Below are 17,886 nucleotides of genomic sequence, written 5' to 3'. Positions count from 1 at the left end.
GATAACTCATGGCCGCTGGGCAGCCAGCCGCGCCCGGGGCCGCATCGCCGGTTCCCGGTGACTCGACCCGATTCCTGATCAGCGATCTGTGTTCCGAGCTCGAGTCCTATCTCGAGCCGGACGAAGTCGAGGAGGTCTATCGCGCCTATCTGCTGGGCGCGGAGGCCCACGAAGGCCAGACCCGCAAGACCGGCGAGCCGTATATCTACCACCCGCTGGCCGTGGCCCGGACCATGGCCGAGATGCGGATGGACCACAAGGCCATCTGCGCCGCGATCCTCCATGACGTCATGGAGGACACCGCCACCAGCAAGGACCGCATCCACGCCGAGTTCGGCGAGGAGGTGGCCGAGCTGGTCGATGGTGTCTCCAAGCTGACCCACCTGCAGTTCCAGTCCAAGGCCGAGGCGCAGGCGGAGAACTTCCGCAAGATGATGCTGGCGATCACCCGCGACATCCGGGTGATCCTGATCAAGCTGGCCGACCGCCTGCACAATATGCGCACCCTGGGCGTGATGCGCCCGGACAAGCGCCGCCGCATCGCCAAGGAAACCCTGGAGATCTATGCGCCGATCGCCCAGCGCCTGGGGATGAACGCGATCCGCCGCGAGCTGGAGCAGCTCGGCTTTTCCGCCAAGCATCCCTGGCGCGCCGCCGTGCTGGAGCGCGCCGTGCAGCGGGCCGGGGGCAACCGGCGCGAGCCAATGAAGAACATCGAGCAGGCCATCTGCTCGCGCATGGAGGCGGCGGGGATCGTCGGGCGCATCTCCGGGCGCGAAAAGAGCCTGTACAGCATCTATCGCAAGATGCGCGACAAGCACCACTCGTTCGAGGAGGTGTTCGACGTTTTCGCCATCCGCATCATCGTCGACGATGTCGACACCTGCTATCGCTCGCTGGGCGTGGTGCACAACCTCTACAAGCCGGTGCCGGGGCGCTTCAAGGACTACATCGCGATCCCCAAGTCGAACGGCTACCAGTCGCTGCATACCATCCTGTTCGGGCCGCAGGCCATCCCGATCGAGGTGCAGATCCGCTCCACCGAGATGGATCGCGTGGCCGAGAGCGGGATCGCCGCGCACTGGCAGTACAAGGCCGGGGGCGAGTCCGCGCGAACCGCGCAGAGCCGGGCCCGCGAGTGGCTTAAGGATGTGCTGGAGATCCAGAACAGCGTCGGCAACTCCATTGAGTTCCTGGAGAACGTGAAGGTCGATCTGTTCCCGGACGAGGTCTACACCTTCACCCCCGGGGGCGACATTCTGGTTCTACCGCGCGATGCGACCCCGATCGACTTCGCATATGCGGTGCATTCCGATGTCGGCAACCGCTGCGTGGCCGCGAAGATCGATCGCCAGCTGGCGCCGCTTTCGGTACGCCTTCAGAGTGGACAGACGGTCGAGATTGTCACCGCGCCTGGCGCGCGCCCCAACCCTGCCTGGCTGTCCTTCGTCGTCACCGGAAAGGCCCGCTCTGGTATCCGGCATTGCCTGAAGTCGATGCAGTCGGACGAGGCCCGGGCCCTCGGCGAGCGCCTGTTGGAGAAGGCCCTGAGCGCGCTGGACGCCTCGCTCAAGCAGATCTCGCCGGCGCGTCTGGATCAGCTGCTGGACGCGATGCAGCTACAGGACCTGGACAGCCTGCTGGTGGATATCGGGCTGGGCAACCGCATGGCCTCGCTGGTCGCGCGCCAGATGGTGGGCAAGGAGAGCGCGGACGCCGACAACACGACTCAGACTACCCTGGCGGTCAAGGGTACCGAGGGGCTGGTGCTGAACTACGCCCGCTGCTGCCACCCGATCCCGGGTGACCCGATTATCGGCCAGTTGAGCGCGGGGCGTGGGCTGGTCGTGCACCGGGAGAGCTGCCGCAACGTGCTGCACGAGAGCCGCGACCGGGCGGACAAGACGATCGCGCTCGAGTGGTCGCACGAGCCGGAACTGCAATTCACCGCGGCGGTGCGCACCCGCACCGCCAACCGGCGCGGTGCGTTGGCCGACATGGCGGCCGTGATCGCCGATCACGGCTCGAATATCGAGCACATCTCGTTCAACGAGCAGGATGGCCACTCCACCGCGATGACCTTCCTGTTGACCGTCAGTGATCGTCAGCACCTGGCCCAGATCATGCGCGGCCTGCGGCGTCTTCCGGATGTGCTGCGGATCGCGCGTCAGCGCGGCTAGTTAGCGTTTCCCGGGCGTGCGCGGCTCGCTACCGTTGGCAGGTCGGGCAGTAGGCCGAGGCGCGCTGCCCGATGCGCCGGTTGCGCAGCGGTGTCGCACACTCCAGGCACGGCTCTCCGGCGCGCCCGTAGACCCGCAGTGATTGGCGAAAATACCCGTGTGTCCCGTCCTCGCGCAGGAAGTCGCGCAGGGTTGTGCCGCCCTGTTCGATCGCCGCGCCCAGCACGGTGCGGATGAATCCGGCCAGTCGTTCGTATTCCGCCCGGGTTACGCGCCCGGCGGCCCGCCCCGGACGGATCCCGGCCAGGAAGAGCGCCTCGGTCGCATAGATGTTGCCCACCCCGACCACGATATCCTGATCCATGATGAAGGCCTTGACCGGGCCCCGGCGCCCGCGGCTGCGGTGGAACAGGTAGTCGCCGTTGAATGTGGCATCGAGTGGTTCCGGCCCCAGGGCGGCCAGCAGAGGGTGCACCTCACCGGTCTCCGGCAGCGGCAGACAGCACCCGAAGCGGCGAGGATCGTGAAAGCGCACCTGCGAGCCATTCGTCAGATGCAGGATCAGGTGATCGTGCGTGCGCAGCGGGACGTCGGGCGTGCAGTGGCGCAGCGAGCCGGACATACCGAGATGCAATAGTGCCCCGCCACGGTCGGTGTCCAGCAGCAGGTATTTGGCTCGTCGCGCCAATGTCGTGATGCGGGCCCCGGCCAGACGCCCGGGCAGCTCCTCCGGCACCGGCCAGCGCAGGCGTCCATTGCGTACCTCGAGCCGTTCGATGGTCTGGCCTTCAAGAAGAGGTGACAGGCCCCGCCGGGTGGTCTCGACCTCGGGGAGCTCAGGCATGAACGCCCTCGATTTCCAGCAGGAGTTCTGGCCGGCAGATGTCGCCCCGGGCCCACTGGATGACGGGGCCCGGCTTCATTGCCTTGTAGTGGTCCGCGATCACCCCTGCAACGGCGGTGCGATCTTTGGGACGCCGCAGGTAGACCCGCAACCACGCGGGGCCGGGGAGTTCGCGCCCTGCCGTGTCGTGCAGGGCCTGGAGGTTGGTTACCGTCTCGCGCGCCTGGGCCACCACATCGTCCGGGTGGCGGCTTTCGTGACCGACGATACTCGCCGTGCCGGAGACCATCAGCATGGGCCCGGTCGCGGTCAGCAGCAGCGTGGCGCGCGCGAAGGCCGGGCTTCTCGGGCTGTAGCGTTCGGGGTAGTGGTAGGCGCTGACCTGGCGCGGATTTTCGATCGCACGGGCCGGGGCACGGGTGGCAAGCAGGTAGACGAACAGGCCCGGTTGCCGGGTGCCGATTGCGGTGGCTGCAGGCATGCTGCCCAGCGGGACTTCGAGCGCCCCCAGCGCCTCGGCGCGCCCGATACAGAAGGCCTGGTAGCGTTCCTGGCCCTGTTCGTCACCGTGGATGTCGGAAAAATAGTTCCAGATGCGTGCCGGGTGCTCGAAGCCGCGTTCCCTGCAGGCGTTCAGGAGCTGACGGTAGGCCTGCTCGGTTTGTTCGCGCAAAGGTCGGTCCGGGCCCTGCCAGGCGGCGAACAGAACATCATCGAACTCCAGCAGATGCAGGGGCGTGGCGTTCGTTGAACGTGCTGGGCCGTTTCCACACCAGCTCTCGATATAGAGATCCGGGGCCAGGGCCTCGAGGCCGGGGGCGACCTCGATCCGGCCGGCCCCGGCCTGGATCCCCACGGGGGCATCCAGTCGCACGTGGAGGCCGTCCTGGAGCGTCGTCCCGGGCGAGACGAGTCGGTTGTACAGGTGGGGTGCCATCAGTCAGGTCCTGGACAGCGCGTCGAGTATGTCCTCGGTCCAGCGTACCGATTCCAGGTAGAGCCGGCTGGCAACCTGTGGCGCCACCGGGGATTCGCCGGCGGGGGGCGGGTTTGCCGGTCCCTCGAACGCCTCGATGGTCTCCAGCCAGGGGGCGAGCGGGCCTTTGTGTTCGATCAGCGCCTGTTCCGTCTCTGGCACCAGATGCAGTTCGTTCAGGATGCGACGCAGCGGGATGCCCAGTACGCGGTCCAATCCCGAGAGCATCCCCAGCGAGAAGTGGCACTCGCACTCCGGGGCTGTCAGGTTGCACGCCCGGGCGAGCAGCATCCCCATGCGGGCGCGGATCATGACCTGTTCGACCGCGGCCGAGGGTCCGGCCGCATTGTTGAGCACCAGCAGCATCCCGATGCGGCGGATTCGCCCCTGTCCCAGACGCTCGATCGCCGAAGCCAGATCGACCGTGGGCTGTTCTGCCCGGTACGCGGGGCTGTTGGCGATGCGCAGGATCTGGGCGGCTAGATCGGGTTCAGCGCCAATGAGACGTTCCAGTTCCGACGGTTCGGGATCGCGGTCCTGCAGTGTCTTCAGCAGCTTCAACAGCGCGACTTCCAGGCTCTCCAGGCGCTGGCCTTCGATCACGTGCGGGTGTGACAGGTGGTAGCCCTGGAAGTAGCGAAAACCCAGTTGCTGGCAGTGGTGGTAGCACTCGGCGGTTTCGACCTTCTCTGCCAGCAGCTCTACGCCGAATGCGCGCAGCGTCTCGACCTCGCGCGCCAGTGCCTCGGTGGACAAAACCAGCACATCGAGCTTGACGATGTCTGCCAGTGCCACCAGCGGCGAGTGGTGGACCTGAAACTGGTAGTCATCCAGCGCGATGCGAAAACCGCGTTGCTTCAGCCTTTGTACCGCGGCGACGACCTCGGAATCGATCTCGATGTCCTCGAGGATCTCCAGGACCACCTGTTCGGGCGGCAGGCTGGTAATGATGTCGTCGTCGAGAAAGGACCGCGTCAGGTTGACGAAGGCCAGATGCGGACCGACCAGATGGGGCAGGCCGATATCCACGAACGCGCTTCGCAGCAGGTCCGAGGTGGCCTCGTCGCCATTGGTCACCGCCGCTTCGCTACGGTGGCCGGCGCGAAACAGGAGTTCGAAGCCGACCAGGTGCTCGTGCGCATCGAAGATGGGTTGCCGGCCGACAAAAATAGGGTGCATGCTTGCGCTTTGCCAGTTGATGAACGAGGCGGCTCGATCTGCGCGCGGCCGGCCCGGGAGAGAGCGAACACATCATGGAGTCGATTGATGCGCCGTTTGGTGAGGTCGTGGAGTTGCGGCAGATCCTGCACGACTCGGGAGTCCCTCTCCTGAGGGTTATTATCCGCGATGGCGGCCGTTACACCAAGATCGAACTGGATCCGGCAACCGCCCATCAGTGGGGACGCATGATGATGCGCTGGGCAGAGACGGCGGCACAGCAGGGAGCGGCCGGGGAAGGATAGGCTCCGAATGAGTGGTGCCCGTGATGGTGCGCCCACTCGAGGCCACAGGAAATAAAAAAGCCCGGCCAAGCCGGGCTTATAGCTCTGCCATCAGGCGCTCTCGCGCCGGGCAGGGATTACTTGATCTTGGCTTCCTTGTACATCACGTGCTTGCGGATGACGGGATCGAACTTCTTGATCTCCATCTTTTCGGGCATGTTCCGCTTGTTCTTCGACGTGGTGTAGAAGTGACCGGTGCCGGCGGAGGACACCAGGCGGATCTTGTCGCGTGCGCTCTTCGCTGCCATGGGTAGCTCCTTACACCTTTTCGCCGCGTGCGCGGCAGTCCGCGAGCACCGCATCGATGCCCAGCTTGTCGATGATCCGCATGCCCTTGCTGCTCACGCGCAGCCGCACGAAGCGGTTCTCGCTCTCCACCCAGAAGCGGTGGGTGTGCAGATTGGGCAGGAAACGCCGCCGCGTCTTGCGGTGGGCGTGGGATACGTTGTTACCAGTCGCCGGGCGCTTGCCGGTCACCTGACATACTCGGGCCATCTCGGGGACTCCGGAAATTGGGTCTAGCAAAAGACGGCGGATCTTAGCCCAGTCGGCGGCCGGGCGCAAGATCATCACGGATCGTCCTGTTCCAGTGCGCACTCGCGCCGCAACGAGGGCTCGACCGTCTGATGGCGTGCCCATTGCAGTGCCTCGCCGAAGGGCATGGGGCGGGCGACCCCGAAGCCCTGGACGGCGTCGCAGCCCAGTTCGCGCAGCATGGCGAGGGTCTGGCTGTCTTCCGCGCCTTCGGCAATCACCTTCAGGCCAAGGTCGTGTGCGAGGCCCACGGCCGCGCGGGTGATCTGCTCGTCCACCCTCTGAGTGGCCATGTGGGAGACGAAGGTTTGATCGACCTTGAGGGTCGTCACCGGGAGTCGCCTCAGGTAGGCAAGAGAGGAATATCCGGTGCCGAAGTCGTCGATGGAGAGTGCGAGCCCGCGCTCTGTCAGACGCCGCAGGGCCTCGATGACTTGATCAGGATCGGCCATCAGGGCCGTCTCGGTGAACTCGATTTCCAGCGCGCAGGGCGGGAGACCGGCGGCTTCTATGCGCTCGATAATGGTTTGTGCAAAGTCGGGATCGAGGAAGTTGCGCGCCGAGACATTGATACTGACCGGGGCCTGGATGCCTTGCTCGCGCAGCACGAGGAGGTCGGCGATCGCCAGGTCCAGCACCTTGAGCGTCAGGGCGTGGATGAGCCCGGTGCGTTCGGCTTGTGCAATGAACCGGTCCGGCGGTACCTGTCCTCGGTGCGGGTGCTGCCAGCGTAACAGGGCCTCGAAGCCGCACAATTCGTCACGCCGCAGGGTGACCTTGGGCTGGTAGTACAGCTGGAACTGGTCGTCCTCCAGGGCGCTTTGCAGCTCGCCCAGAAGCTCCACGGTCTGGCGGCCGGCGTCGTTGCTGCGTCGGTCGTAGGTGCGGTAGCGCCGGCCCGACTGACTGGCCTCGTGCATCGCCATCCAGGCCTTGGTCAGCAGGCTTTGCGGGTCGTCCTGTTCGTGGAACGGAAAAGAGGACACCCCGGCGTGGGCCCCGACGTAAACCGGCAGCCCGAGCACCTCGAACGGCGCCTGCAACTCTTCCACGGCCTCCTGTGTGGTGGCCAGGCACTCCTGGCGGCTGCGGTGGGGCAGCAGCAGGGCGAAGTGGTCGTCGTGGATATGGTAGACGAGCGTGTCCGAACTCCCGGCGACGGCCTGAAGTCGTTCGGCAATCCCCATCAGCAGGGGTCTCTCCGCGGCGAAGCCCAGGGCGCTGATCGTGTCCGCATAATTGTCCATTTGCAGGCTGATCACGAATACCCGGGTCGCGGGCTGCTCCGAGCCCTCCGCCTGGGCCATCAAATGGCGGATATGCTGTTCCAGTGACTCGCGATTGGGCAGGCCGGTCACGGGGTTGTGGTAGGCCTGATCGAACAGCCGCGCTGCGTGCTGGCGCAGCTGGGAGAACAGCCAGCCGCTGAACCCGCCCAGCACCAGATAGATCCCTGCCCGCGTTGCCCAGTTGAGGGTCGGCTGTGCAATACCTTCGTCCACGTTCAGGGGCATGAGAGGCCCCAGCAGAAGCCCGGCGAGCAGGCCGAAGGCCAGTCCGCCCCACAGGCCCATCAGGGCGGCGCCCAGCAGTACCGGGATCAGGATGAAGTTGAGATAGGCCGTGCTGGTGCCGCCAGTCTGATAGACCAGCAGTGTGATGCCGGCCATCAGGATCAGGACCAGGCCCACGCCGGTCAGGCGCCAGGCGCCGGTTACCCCGAGCCAGGATTCGGGACGCCAGGGTCGGTCAAACTCCGAAAGCTGCTCCATGCGCGTTCCTTGCTGGAATGAGTTTTGTCAGCCTGTCCCTCTTTAAAAATTGATTCCCGTGAGACTGGTGAGTTCATTCCCCGGTCACTGGTGGGTGCCAGTCGCTCATGGGTGTGCGTCTGGCTGTCCCCCTTGCGAGTGGCTTGGTAGCATGCCGAATCGTACGGGTTGCGGAGTGGTGCATGGCCGATAGACGCTTGCAGGTCTTTCTTACGGTGGCGCGCCTCCTGTCCTTTACCAGGGCGGCCGAGGTCCTGCATATGACCCAGCCGGCAGTCACCTTCCAGGTGCGCCAGTTGGAGGAGCAGCTGGAGACGCGGCTGTTCGACCGTAACCACAATCGGGTGACCCTGACCGAGGCCGGGCGTCTGGTGCAGCGCTATGCCGAGCGCATCTTCGATACCTACGGCGAGCTGGAGGCCGCGCTGCGCGAGCTGAAGGGTGCTGACGGCGGGGCGATCGTGATCGGCGCGAGCATGACGGTGGCCGAGTACATGCTGCCGGCCCTGCTCGGCGCCTTCCGTCGGGCACACCCGGATATCGGTATCCGGCTGCGTGTCGGCAACACCGAGAATGTCGTCGCGATGGTTGAAGAGGGCAGTGTTGACCTGGGGATCGTCGAGGCGCCGGTGAGCCATCGCACCCTGCTGGTACAGCCCTGCACGGTGGACCAGTTGCGCCTGATTGTGCCGCCGGAGCACGAACTGGCCAGCCGCAAGAGTGTGCGGGTCGCGGAGTTCGTCGAGCAGCCATTCATATGCCGCGAGGAGGGTTCCGGGACCCGCGAGGTCATCATGGAGTACCTTGGGCGGTCCGGTTACGACCGCAATACCCTGCGCGGGTGTATGGAACTCGGCAGCCCGGAGGCCATCAAGGGCGCCGTGGCGGCGGGCATGGGCGTGTCGGTACTGTCCGAGGCCGTGGTCGCCAAGGAACTGACACTGGGCGAGCTGGCGGCGATCCCGCTGGACCCGCCGCTGGAACGCCCGATCTCGCTGGTGCATGCGCGCCAGCAGTTCCGCGTGCCGACGCTGGAGGTGCTGATGCAGTTCCTGCGCGGCTACTGCACGGGCCTGGGGCCCGGCGCTGCCGAGGGTGACCCCGCGAACACAGAATCCAATCGAATAGAAGACGCGACATGAAGAATTACTGCGTAGTGCAGCATAGCTATTCCGAGTTTCTCGGCCTGATCGAATCGCAGCTCGAAAAGCGCGATATCGGCTTTTCCTATTACCGGCCTTTTGTCGGCCAGGACCTCCCCGGGTCGGCGGCCCAGTTTGACGGCCTGTGGCTGCTCGGTGGTGCCTGGCCGACCGCGGACCATGAAGAAAACCCGCAGGTCCCCGACGAGCTGGCGCTGATTGATATCTTCCGCCGTTCGCAGCGCCCGGTCGTGGGGCTGGGCATGGGCGGGCTGCTGGTAGCCGAACAGGCTGGCGGCACCGCGCATGAGGACCCGATGTACCGGGCCCGTTTCGTGACTGCGCACAAGACCGCGGCCGGCGAGGGCGACGACCTGGCCGAGGCCCTGGACGGGCGTCGCGTGCTGCAGCTGGTCAACGGCCGCGTGGATCTGCCGGAGGGGCTGGAGCCGGTCCTGGTGGACGACGATGGTGACTGGCTGGCGGTCCGGCCGGACAAGCTGACCTACGGCCTGCTGTTCCGGCCGGAAATGAAGCCGGGCATGCTGGAAGACATCATCATGGAGGCCAAGCACAACCCGCCGCCGAACATGGGCGAGTTGCTGGGCGAGGCGCGCATGGAATGGGGTGACATGCAAAAGGTCACCGAGGACGTGATCGTTGCCCTGGTGAAGGAGCTCGGCCTGATGCAGGAGCGGCGCAAGATGCCCGTGTTCAGCCTGAAGATCGAGAACGAGTAGGCATGCTCCCTCCGATGGGCAGTCCCGGCGGGCTGGGCGGGGGCGATGTCGCCTCCGCCCTGGCCCGTGGCAAGAAGAAAAAGGACGACCCGGCGCGCGAGCTGGCCGAGATCGCGTCACGCTTGTCGCCCGAGGATCAGGCCAGCCTGCTGAAATTCGCGCGATTCCTTGAACAGGAGTCGCCGGCCCCGGCACCGGAACCGGTGCCCGAGCCGGAGCCGATTCCGCGCCCGGAGCAGGAGTCGGTGGTCAAGGCGATGCGCCGGCTGTCGGCGACCTATCACATGCTGGATCGCTCCAAGCTGCTCAACGAGACTTCGGCGCTGATGGCCCAGCATGTGATGCAGGGGCGTTCGGCGGTGGAGGTGATCGACGAGCTGGAGGTTGTGTTCCAGACCCACTACGAAAAGGTACTGGCCGAGGACCCGATGCGCCAGGGCGAGGATACTCAGGCGAACGGTGGTTCGGCTGACGGGGACGAGTCGCGATGATCGACGTCCTGCGCGAGTGGTACCGGCGGCACTTCACCGACCCTCAGGTAGTGATCCTGGCGTTCCTGCTGCTGGCGGGGTTCCTGATTATCGTCTTCGCCGGGCGCATTCTCGCGCCGCTGCTCGCTTCGCTGATTATCGCCTACCTGCTGGAGGGGGCGGTGCAAAAGCTGATACGCCTGCATGTTCCACGCCTGCTGGCGGTCACGATCGTGCTGATCGTTTTCCTGGCGCTGACGGTGGCTGCCCTCTTTAGTGTCGTGCCGCTGATGTCGGCCCAGGTGACGCAACTGGTGCGCGAACTGCCGGGCATGATCCGCGAGGGGCAGGCGCTGCTCCTGCAGCTGCCCGAGCGATATCCGCAACTGATTACGGACGAGCAGGTGCGCGATCTGATGGGCGCCATCCAGGCCGAGGCCACCATGCTGGGACAGCGCGTCGTCTCGTTCTCGCTGGCCAGCGCCCGGCATCTGGTGGATGTTGTGATCTACCTGATCGTGGTGCCGCTGATGGTCTTCTTCATGCTGAAGGACCGCGACCTGATCCTCGACTGGGTACGCAGCTTCATGCCGCGCGACTCGCACCTGGCCAGCGAGGTGTGGCGCGAGGTCAACGTGAAGATCGCCAGCTACGTGCGCGGCAAGTTCATCGAGATCCTGATCGTCTGGGCAGTGAGCTTTTTGACCTTCAACTGGTTCGGGCTGGAATACGCCGTGCTGCTGTCGTTCATGGTCGGCATCTCGGTGATCATCCCGTATATCGGGGCGGCAGTGGTGACGATCCCGGTGGCCGCGGTGGCCTACTTCCAGTTCGGGCTGTCCAGCGAGTTTGCGTGGCTGCTGATCGCCTACGGGGTGATCCAGTTCCTGGACGGCAATGTGCTCGTCCCGCTGCTGTTCTCCGAGGTGGTCAATCTGCACCCGGTCGCGATCATCGCGGCGGTGTTCGTGTTCGGTGGCATCTGGGGGCTGTGGGGCGTGTTCTTCGCGATCCCGCTGGCGACCCTTGTGCACGCGGTGATCAAGTCCTGGCCGCGCACCGACAAGCTCGAGGCCAGGCGCGAGGCGGAGCAGCAGGCCGCAACGCCCGAGCCCGCCGAAGCCGACTCCAAGTAGCCCCGCCGGGCCGGCGTTCCGCGTCTGCGCGGGAGGCCGGCGTGGCTTGCACATTCACAACAACAAGAAGAAAAACCCAGCATGACCGGTACCGAAATCCTGATGAACGTCACCCCCCAGGAAAGCCGCGTGGCCCTGGTCGACAACGGCGTTCTGACCGAACTGCACCTGGAGCGGGCCCGTCGGCGCGGGATCGTCGGCAATATCTACAAGGGTCGTGTCGTGCGCGTGCTCCCGGGCATGGACGCGGCCTTCGTGGACATCGGCCTGGATCGTACGGCCTTTCTGCATGCCTCCGACGTGGCCCCGGTGGAGCGTGAAGAGCTTAATGGCCCAGGAGTGGGCAATGGGGCGGGCAATGGCGCCGGAAACGGCGGCGGCAATGGTTCCGGCCGTGCCGAGACCATCCGCGAGTTGCTGCGCGAAGGCCAGGATGTTCTGGTGCAGGTGATCAAGGACCCCCTGGGCACCAAGGGCGCCCGGCTGACGACCTACATCACCGTGCCGTCCCGCCATCTGGTGCTGATGCCGAATCAGAGCAATGTCGGCGTATCCACGCGTATCGAGGACGAGGGCTCGCGCAGTCGTCTGCGCGAGAAGGTGGAGGCGCTGCGCGACGAGATCGCCCCGCAGCATGGCTTTATCGTGCGCACCGCGGCGGAGCTGGTGGACGACGAGGCCCTGGAAAACGACACGGCCTTCCTGAAGAAGGTCTGGGACAGCATTCAGCTCGCCGCCGCCGAGGCCAGTGCGGGGGAGGAGGTCTACGCCGACCTGCCGCTGGTACTGCGCATCCTGCGCGACATGGTCGGGGTCGAGATCGAGCGCATCCGTATCGATTCACGCGAGACCTACCAGAAGGTGTGCGAGTTCGTCGCACAGTACCTCCCGGAGCTGGTCGGGCGGATCGAGCATTACCCTGGCGAGCGCCCGATCTTCGATCTGTTCAATGTCGAGGAGGAGATTCAGCGGGCGCTGGAGCGCAAGGTCGAGCTGAAGTCCGGGGGCTACCTGATCTTCGACCAGACCGAGGCGATGACCACGGTGGATATCAATACCGGCGGTTTCGTCGGGCATCGCAAGCTGGAAGAGACGATCTTCAAGACCAACCTCGAGGCGGCCCAGGCGATCGGGCGCCAGCTGCGCCTGCGCAATCTCGGCGGGATCATCATCATCGATTTCATCGACATGCAGGACGACGAGCACAAGCGCCAGGTGATCCGCGCGCTGGAGAAGGCGCTCGAACGCGATCACGTGAAGACGCAGATCTGCGATGTCTCGCCACTGGGGCTGGTGGAGATGACGCGCAAGCGAACGCGCGAGAGCCTGGAACACCAGCTCTGCGAACCGTGTCCAACCTGTGCGGGGCGCGGCTATCTGAAGTCGGCCGAGACCGTTTGCTACGAGCTGTTTCGCGAGATCCTGCGCGAGGTACGTCAGTACGACGCGCGCGAACTGCGCGTGCTCGCCTCGCAGAACGTGATCGACCTGCTTCTGGACGAGGAATCGGCGAGCCTGGCGGAGCTGCAGAGCTTTGTCGGCATCCCGATCCGTTTCCAGGTGGAGACGCTATATACCCAGGAGCAGTTCGACGTGGTTTTCATCTAGGTGGTTTTGTTCTAGCCAGGAAAACGCTGGGTAAACGAGCCCCCAGCCAGGAACGGAGGAGGAAACGGACGGCGTGACAGCGATGCACGGGCCCAGACAGCGCAGGGGTCCCGGCACACCGGGCCGGCGGTGTTGCGGCCGGTCGGGGCTGAAATGAGAGCCCTGTCACACTCCGTTCGTGTCGCTGTTGGCGTCCTCCTGCTGCTGATTGCGCTGGCTGCGCTTGCCTTGCTGTCTCTGCGCCTGACGGTGGCCCACTGGGACGGGCTGGACGAGTGGGTGGAGACCACGGCCAGCGCACAGCTGGGCTACCCCGTTCGCACGGACGAGATCGATCTGGGCTGGTCCGGCTGGTCGCCGGCGCTGGTTGCCCGGGGCGTGCGTGTCGACCTGTCCGGCGAGGAACCGCTGCATCTCGAACGTCTGCGCCTGTCACTCAGCGCCGGTGCGACGCTGCGAAGCCGTTTTCCGTCGATGCAGATCGAAGTGGCCGGCACCGAGGTCCGGGTGGTCCGCGAGGCCGATGGCGCGATTCACGTACACGGCTACGAGGTGGGGCTGGGCGACGGCGCCTTGCTGGAGATCCCGGTGGAGCGCTGGCCGGATCTCGAGGCGAGCGAGGTGCGCGTCACCTGGGAGGACCGCGGGGCGGCGCTGGAGTCGGTCCTGGACGTGCGGCGCCTGGCCGTGCGGACGGATGCCCGGGGCCGGCTGCGAGTCTTTCTCGACGGCGCCATGCAGGGGGCGGCCGACGGTGACTTCATCCTGGGGGTGGAGGTGCCGGACGCGACCGCCCGCGACGCGCGTTTCTTCCTCGATACCGAACCGGTGGCACTGGGCGCCTGGTCTCCCTGGCTGGTGCGCCTGGGCTGGGAGCCGCCTCCTGGCACGACCGCTCTGCGCCTGTGGGGCGAGATCGACGATGGCCGTGTGGTCGCGCTGCGCGGCGAGCACGACACCCAGCTGGACGGAGCCGGGGGCGAGCCGGGGGGCGCCTTTGGTCATCGCTTCGACTGGCGGGTGCGCGGCGCCGCCCATGAATCCAACTGGACCGCGACGCGCCCGGGGTCGGGCGATCTGCGCCTGCGCTATACGCTCGGGGGGGAACCCGAGGCCCTGATCGTCGAGGCGCTGGAACTCGCGGCGCGGGACCTGGAGGTGGAGCCCTATGCGCCGCTGTTGTTCCTGGTAGAGCAGCGCGCGCCCGAGCTGGCCGCCCCCCTGCGCGAGGTGCGCCCGCGCGGACGGCTCGGCGATGCCTGGGTGCGGGCGCGGCATGACGGGGAACGCCTGGAGCCGGCAGAGGGGCTGGCGCAACTGCGCGATCTGCAATGGCATGCGGGCGATTACGGGCCGGGCGTGCAGGGGGTCGACGGGGAGGTCTCCTGGCGCGAGGGCGGGTTGGAGCTCGACCTCGACAGCCGCAATGTGCGCTTCGAGATGCCGACCCTGTTTGATGACCCCCTGTGGGTCGAGACGGTGCGCGGGCGGCTGCGGGCCGAGCGCAGCGAGGCGGGTGACTGGCGCATCGCCGGGGAGGGGCTCGATGTCGCGAACGAGCACGCGGCGGCGCGCGGACGCATGCGGCTGTTGTTCGACGGACACGAGTCGGGCCCGCGCGTGGACCTGGCGCTGGATATCCTGCGCGCCGACGGCGACTACACCCAGCGTTATCTGCCCATTCATTTGTTGCCGTCCAATACCTACCAGTGGCTGGCGGAGAGCATCCAGACGGGGGTCTCCGACGGGGGCGGTATGGTCTATCGCGGCCGTGGCCGCGACTTCCCGTTTACGGATCAGTCGGGTGTGTTCGACCTGTGGGCGGATATCGAGGAAGGCCGGCTCGATTACGAGCCCGGCTGGCCGGTGGCGGAGGACTTGCGCGGGCGCCTGCTGTTCCACAACGCGAGTTTCCGCGCGACCGATGTCTCGGGACGCATCCTCGATACGGCGGTCCACGGCACCGAGGTGTGGATCGACGACATGATGGACACCCCGGTCCTGGAAATCGAAGGGACGGGCGACGGCACCGCACAGGACCTGCTGCTGTACCTGCGTCAGGCCGGGTTGCTGGAGGACGCCGCCGAGATTCGCGATGCGGCCATGATCGAGGGGCCCACGCGTCTGGCCCTGGGCATTACCCTGCCGCTCGACGAGGACCGCCTGCAGGATGTCCGTGTGCAGGGACGGCTGGACCTGCTGCATACGCGGGCCGAAGTCGCCGGCTGGCCGACCGGCTTCGAGGCCGTGGAGGGTGCGGTGCATTTTGATACCCACGACCGGGTATGGGCCGATGATGTGCAGGCACGAGTCCATGGAGAGTGGATCAATGTCAGCGCCGACTGGCCGCTGAACGGCGAGGAGGCCACGATTCGCGCCCATGGCCCCCAGCCGCTGGAACCGTGGCTGGAGGAGATACCCGCCCTGCAGCCATATCTGGAGGGGCGCGCGACCTGGGATGCGACCCTGCGGCTGGGGGATGCCATCGATGGCGTGCGTCTCGACCTGAGCTCGGATCTGGTCGGCGTCGGGATCGACTGGCCCAGCCCGATTGGCAAGGAACCCGATGAGCGGCGCCCACTGGAGGTAACGCTCCCGTTCGGTCACAGCCGGGCGGGCATCGGGCATGTGCGGCTGGGCGAGACCTTGCGGGCCCACCTGCGCCTGAGCCCAAGTCAGGCACCGGACGACCCGGCTGCGCGCGGGGTGGATCCACAGACCGCTGCGGCCGGAACGGACGTGCAGGCCATGGCGCTGGAGATAGGCATCCCGGCCGCAACCCTGCTCTCGCTTCCGGGCGAGGGCCTCTCGGTGCGGGCGCGGTTGCCGGAGCTGGAGGTCCAGCCCTGGCTGGAGGCGCTGGCCGAGGCGCCCTGGGCGCGGGATGTGGATCTGGGGGATGTGGAAGCCGCAGATGGCAGCGGCGGCCTCAGCCTGCAGCGGATCGAGCTGGACGTGCGCGATCGTATCCGCTGGGGCGAGCTGGAGATCCCGGGTACGCGCCTGCAGGGGCAGCGTCGTGACGAGGGCTGGGACCTGGAGGCCCAGTCTGCCTGGCTGGCGGGAAGCGCCTCCTGGCGTGCGTCCGGCGATGGCCGTGACCGCTGGCAGGCGCGCCTGCGTCATTTGATCCTCGAGGACGTGGAATTTGATGGCGAGCCGGACAGCGATACGACCGTTCGGGCTGTCGAGGGAGGGGGGCTGGAGGACCCGCGGGAGTGGCCGGGGGTGGATCTGATCCTGGACCGGCTGCAAGTCGGCGAGTACCGCCTGGCCGATGTCCACCTGGCACTGGAGCCCGTGGACCAGGGTCTGCGGGTGGAGAGCCTGCGCGCCCGCGGCCCGGACGGCGATTTGCGGGCGCAAGGGACTGGCCATTGGCATGTCCTCGCCGACGGACGGCCCGACAGCCGTCTGGATGTCCGGCTGTCTGGTGATGACTGGGGAGGGGCCCTGTCATCGGCACGGCTCTCCCGCGCACTGGTGGGGGGCGAGGGGGAGGGTCGACTGGACCTGTCCTGGCCTGGTCCGCTGTATGCACCGCGCCTGGCGTTACTGGTCGGGACGATGGAGCTGGAACTCGAAGATGGCCGCCTGGCGGATGTCGAGCCGGGGGCAGGGCGCCTGCTGGGGCTGGTGAGTCTGGATGTGTTGCCGCGACGTCTGCGGCTCGATTTCCGTGACGTGTTCACGGAAGGACTTTCGTTCGATCGGCTGGAGGCGACCGCGACGCTGCAAGATGGCAATCTGCACGTCCCCGATCTGGAGATGCGGGGCCCATCCGCGCGCGTACGACTGAGCGGTCGCACCGGCCTGGTCGCGCGCGATTACGATCACCACATCGTGGTGGTGCCGAGTCTGCGTACCGCACTGCCGATCGTCGGGGCCCTGGTCGGCGGTCCGGTAACCGGGGTGGTGGTACTGTTGGCGGAACGAGTGCTGGGGATTGGGGATCAAATCGAAGAGGCCGCTCGCGTGGAATATCGCGTCACCGGTCCGTGGGACGACCCGGAGGTGCAGACCCTGGTTCAGCCCGCCACTGACAACGACGACTAGCGGATGTACCGATGACACAGGTAGCGGCAATACAGATGGCCTCCGGGCCTCAGCCCCAGGCAAACCTGCTGGAGGCCAAGCGCCTGCTGCAGGAGGCCGCGGACAAGGGGGCCCGTCTGGCGGTGCTGCCTGAGAACTTCGCGTTCATGGGGATGCAGGAGTCGGACATCCTGGGCATCGCCGAGGTCGCCGACGGGGCGGGGCCGCTGCAGGCCTTCCTCGCCGAGCAGGCCCGTCGCCTGGGGTTGTGGATTGTCGGTGGCACCGTGCCGCTACAGACCGAGGACGGGGGGCGCGTGCGCTCCGCCTGCCTGGTGTTCGACGACCAGGGCCAGCAGGTCGCACGTTACGACAAGATCCACCTGTTCGACGTGCAGTTACCAGACAGCAGCGAGGCCTACACGGAATCGAAAGTATTCGAACGGGGCGACGAGGTGGTGGTCGTGGATACCCCTGTGGGGCGCATGGGGCTCGCGATTTGCTATGACCTGCGCTTCCCGGAGCTGTTTCGGGCCCTGCTGGACCAGGGGGCTGACTGGGTCGCGCTGCCGGCGGCGTTTACCGCGCAGACCGGCCAGGCTCACTGGGATGTCCTGCTGCGTGCCCGCGCGATCGAGAACCAGTGCTATATGCTTTCGTCGGCCCAGGGCGGGTTCCACGTGAACGGTCGCGAGACCCATGGGCACAGCGCCCTGGTCGACCCTTGGGGCCGGGTCGTGAATCAGTTGCAGCGCAACCCGGGTGTGCTGCTGGCCGATCTGGATCATGCCCAGGTCGAGCGCATCCGCACCGTGTTCCCCACCATCGAACATCGGCGCCTGGCCTGCCCGGGGACGGTCTAGTCCGAATGTCTGCGGCGGGCATAACCGCGTGGCGCGCGGGCTTGAAAGCCCGGCGCGGGCCCCAAGCTCCATACTGAACGCATT

At 66.4% G+C, this 17,886-nt stretch carries 15 protein-coding genes; 9 read left to right on the top strand and 6 right to left on the bottom strand.

Going from position 1 to position 17,886, the window contains the following annotated elements:
• Window positions 1–8: 8 nt before the first annotated feature.
• Window positions 9–2,180 (top strand): bifunctional GTP diphosphokinase/guanosine-3',5'-bis pyrophosphate 3'-pyrophosphohydrolase, encoded by a 2,172-nt coding sequence (spoT, locus tag F467_RS0111925; protein ID WP_018138641.1) that lies wholly within the window; start codon window positions 9–11, stop codon window positions 2,178–2,180.
• A 28-nt stretch (window positions 2,181–2,208) separates the two neighbouring features.
• Here spoT and mutM read toward each other — a convergent pair whose 3' ends face one another.
• Genes mutM through F467_RS0111910 form a run of 3 tightly spaced genes read right to left on the bottom strand, consistent with a single transcriptional unit; the run spans window position 2,209 to window position 5,179 of the window.
• Window positions 2,209–3,024, bottom strand: coding sequence for a bifunctional DNA-formamidopyrimidine glycosylase/DNA-(apurinic or apyrimidinic site) lyase (gene mutM, locus F467_RS0111920; protein ID WP_018138642.1), 816 nt, complete (start codon window positions 3,022–3,024; stop codon window positions 2,209–2,211).
• Entirely contained in the window at window positions 3,017–3,961 is a 945-nt protein-coding gene (locus tag F467_RS0111915; RefSeq protein ID WP_018138643.1) for a hypothetical protein, read from the bottom strand. Before F467_RS0111915 ends, mutM begins: the two co-directional genes overlap by 8 nt.
• Before the next feature lie 3 nt (window positions 3,962–3,964).
• A complete protein-coding gene (locus tag F467_RS0111910) occupies window positions 3,965–5,179 on the bottom strand; it encodes an EAL and HDOD domain-containing protein (RefSeq protein ID WP_018138644.1) in 1,215 nt (404 codons plus the stop codon).
• Window positions 5,180–5,253: 74 nt separating this feature from the next.
• Here F467_RS0111910 and F467_RS0111905 point away from each other — a divergent pair, with 74 nt between their 5' ends.
• The gene (locus tag F467_RS0111905; RefSeq protein WP_018138645.1) at window positions 5,254–5,463 is read left to right on the top strand and encodes a hypothetical protein; all 210 of its coding nucleotides are present in this window, start codon (window positions 5,254–5,256) and stop codon (window positions 5,461–5,463) included.
• 116 nt (window positions 5,464–5,579) lie between these two features.
• On the opposite strand, the gene rpmG is transcribed toward F467_RS0111905, so the two are convergent.
• From rpmG to F467_RS0111890, 3 genes are all read right to left on the bottom strand, one after another.
• Window positions 5,580–5,750 carry a 50S ribosomal protein L33 gene (gene rpmG, locus F467_RS0111900; protein ID WP_012983362.1) on the bottom strand — a complete coding sequence of 57 codons (171 nt, stop codon included), beginning with the start codon at window positions 5,748–5,750 and terminating at the stop codon, window positions 5,580–5,582.
• A 10-nt stretch (window positions 5,751–5,760) separates the two neighbouring features.
• Window positions 5,761–5,997: a 50S ribosomal protein L28 gene (gene rpmB, locus F467_RS0111895; protein ID WP_012983361.1), complete on the bottom strand. Its 237-nt coding sequence runs from the start codon at window positions 5,995–5,997 to the stop codon at window positions 5,761–5,763.
• A gap of 74 nt (window positions 5,998–6,071) precedes the next feature.
• Window positions 6,072–7,808 carry a bifunctional diguanylate cyclase/phosphodiesterase gene (locus tag F467_RS0111890; protein WP_018138646.1) on the bottom strand — a complete coding sequence of 579 codons (1,737 nt, stop codon included), beginning with the start codon at window positions 7,806–7,808 and terminating at the stop codon, window positions 6,072–6,074.
• 182 nt (window positions 7,809–7,990) lie between these two features.
• Between F467_RS0111890 and F467_RS0111885 the strand changes: the two genes are divergently transcribed.
• From F467_RS0111885 to F467_RS0111855, 7 genes are all read left to right on the top strand, one after another.
• Window positions 7,991–8,950 (top strand): LysR family transcriptional regulator, encoded by a 960-nt coding sequence (locus tag F467_RS0111885; RefSeq protein WP_018138647.1) that lies wholly within the window; start codon window positions 7,991–7,993, stop codon window positions 8,948–8,950.
• The gene (locus tag F467_RS0111880) at window positions 8,947–9,690 is read left to right on the top strand and encodes a type 1 glutamine amidotransferase (RefSeq protein WP_018138648.1); all 744 of its coding nucleotides are present in this window, start codon (window positions 8,947–8,949) and stop codon (window positions 9,688–9,690) included. Before F467_RS0111885 ends, F467_RS0111880 begins: the two co-directional genes overlap by 4 nt.
• 14 nt (window positions 9,691–9,704) lie before the next feature.
• A complete protein-coding gene (locus F467_RS0111875) occupies window positions 9,705–10,181 on the top strand; it encodes a hypothetical protein (RefSeq protein ID WP_018138649.1) in 477 nt (158 codons plus the stop codon).
• Entirely contained in the window at window positions 10,178–11,296 is a 1,119-nt protein-coding gene (locus F467_RS0111870; RefSeq protein ID WP_018138650.1) for an AI-2E family transporter, read from the top strand. The genes F467_RS0111875 and F467_RS0111870 overlap by 4 nt, the downstream gene beginning before the upstream one ends.
• An 81-nt stretch (window positions 11,297–11,377) precedes the next feature.
• Complete coding sequence (gene rng / locus F467_RS0111865) at window positions 11,378–12,904, top strand: ribonuclease G (protein WP_018138651.1); 1,527 nt, start codon at window positions 11,378–11,380, stop codon at window positions 12,902–12,904.
• A gap of 153 nt (window positions 12,905–13,057) precedes the next feature.
• Window positions 13,058–16,960 (top strand): YhdP family protein, encoded by a 3,903-nt coding sequence (locus F467_RS0111860; protein ID WP_018138652.1) that lies wholly within the window; start codon window positions 13,058–13,060, stop codon window positions 16,958–16,960.
• Window positions 16,961–16,971: 11 nt separating this feature from the next.
• On the top strand, window positions 16,972–17,802 hold the full coding sequence (locus F467_RS0111855) for a carbon-nitrogen hydrolase family protein (protein ID WP_038038394.1): 831 nt from the start codon (window positions 16,972–16,974) through the stop codon (window positions 17,800–17,802).
• The last annotated feature ends 84 nt before the right edge of the window (window positions 17,803–17,886 follow it).

The organism is Thioalkalivibrio sp. ALJ12 (assembly GCF_000378305.1).
In the GTDB taxonomy this organism is placed as follows: domain Bacteria; phylum Pseudomonadota; class Gammaproteobacteria; order Ectothiorhodospirales; family Ectothiorhodospiraceae; genus Thioalkalivibrio.
This window is presented reverse-complemented; position numbering and strand designations above follow the sequence as displayed.

Excerpts from the sequence above, each read along its gene's own strand:
- F467_RS0111910 (WP_018138644.1), bottom strand. The coding sequence starts at position 5,179 with ATGCACCCTATTTTTGTCGGCCGGCAACCCATCTTCGATGCGCACGAG.
- F467_RS0111880 (WP_018138648.1), top strand. The coding sequence starts at position 8,947 with ATGAAGAATTACTGCGTAGTGCAGCATAGCTATTCCGAGTTTCTCGGC.
- F467_RS0111905 (WP_018138645.1), top strand. The coding sequence starts at position 5,254 with ATGGAGTCGATTGATGCGCCGTTTGGTGAGGTCGTGGAGTTGCGGCAG.
- F467_RS0111875 (WP_018138649.1), top strand. The coding sequence starts at position 9,705 with ATGGGCAGTCCCGGCGGGCTGGGCGGGGGCGATGTCGCCTCCGCCCTG.
- rpmG (WP_012983362.1), bottom strand. The coding sequence starts at position 5,750 with ATGGCAGCGAAGAGCGCACGCGACAAGATCCGCCTGGTGTCCTCCGCC.
- spoT (WP_018138641.1), top strand. The coding sequence starts at position 9 with ATGGCCGCTGGGCAGCCAGCCGCGCCCGGGGCCGCATCGCCGGTTCCC.
- F467_RS0111890 (WP_018138646.1), bottom strand. The coding sequence starts at position 7,808 with ATGGAGCAGCTTTCGGAGTTTGACCGACCCTGGCGTCCCGAATCCTGG.
- F467_RS0111855 (WP_038038394.1), top strand. The coding sequence starts at position 16,972 with ATGACACAGGTAGCGGCAATACAGATGGCCTCCGGGCCTCAGCCCCAG.
- rpmB (WP_012983361.1), bottom strand. The coding sequence starts at position 5,997 with ATGGCCCGAGTATGTCAGGTGACCGGCAAGCGCCCGGCGACTGGTAAC.
- F467_RS0111915 (WP_018138643.1), bottom strand. The coding sequence starts at position 3,961 with ATGGCACCCCACCTGTACAACCGACTCGTCTCGCCCGGGACGACGCTC.
- F467_RS0111870 (WP_018138650.1), top strand. The coding sequence starts at position 10,178 with ATGATCGACGTCCTGCGCGAGTGGTACCGGCGGCACTTCACCGACCCT.
- F467_RS0111860 (WP_018138652.1), top strand. The coding sequence starts at position 13,058 with ATGAGAGCCCTGTCACACTCCGTTCGTGTCGCTGTTGGCGTCCTCCTG.
- F467_RS0111885 (WP_018138647.1), top strand. The coding sequence starts at position 7,991 with ATGGCCGATAGACGCTTGCAGGTCTTTCTTACGGTGGCGCGCCTCCTG.
- rng (WP_018138651.1), top strand. The coding sequence starts at position 11,378 with ATGACCGGTACCGAAATCCTGATGAACGTCACCCCCCAGGAAAGCCGC.
- mutM (WP_018138642.1), bottom strand. The coding sequence starts at position 3,024 with ATGCCTGAGCTCCCCGAGGTCGAGACCACCCGGCGGGGCCTGTCACCT.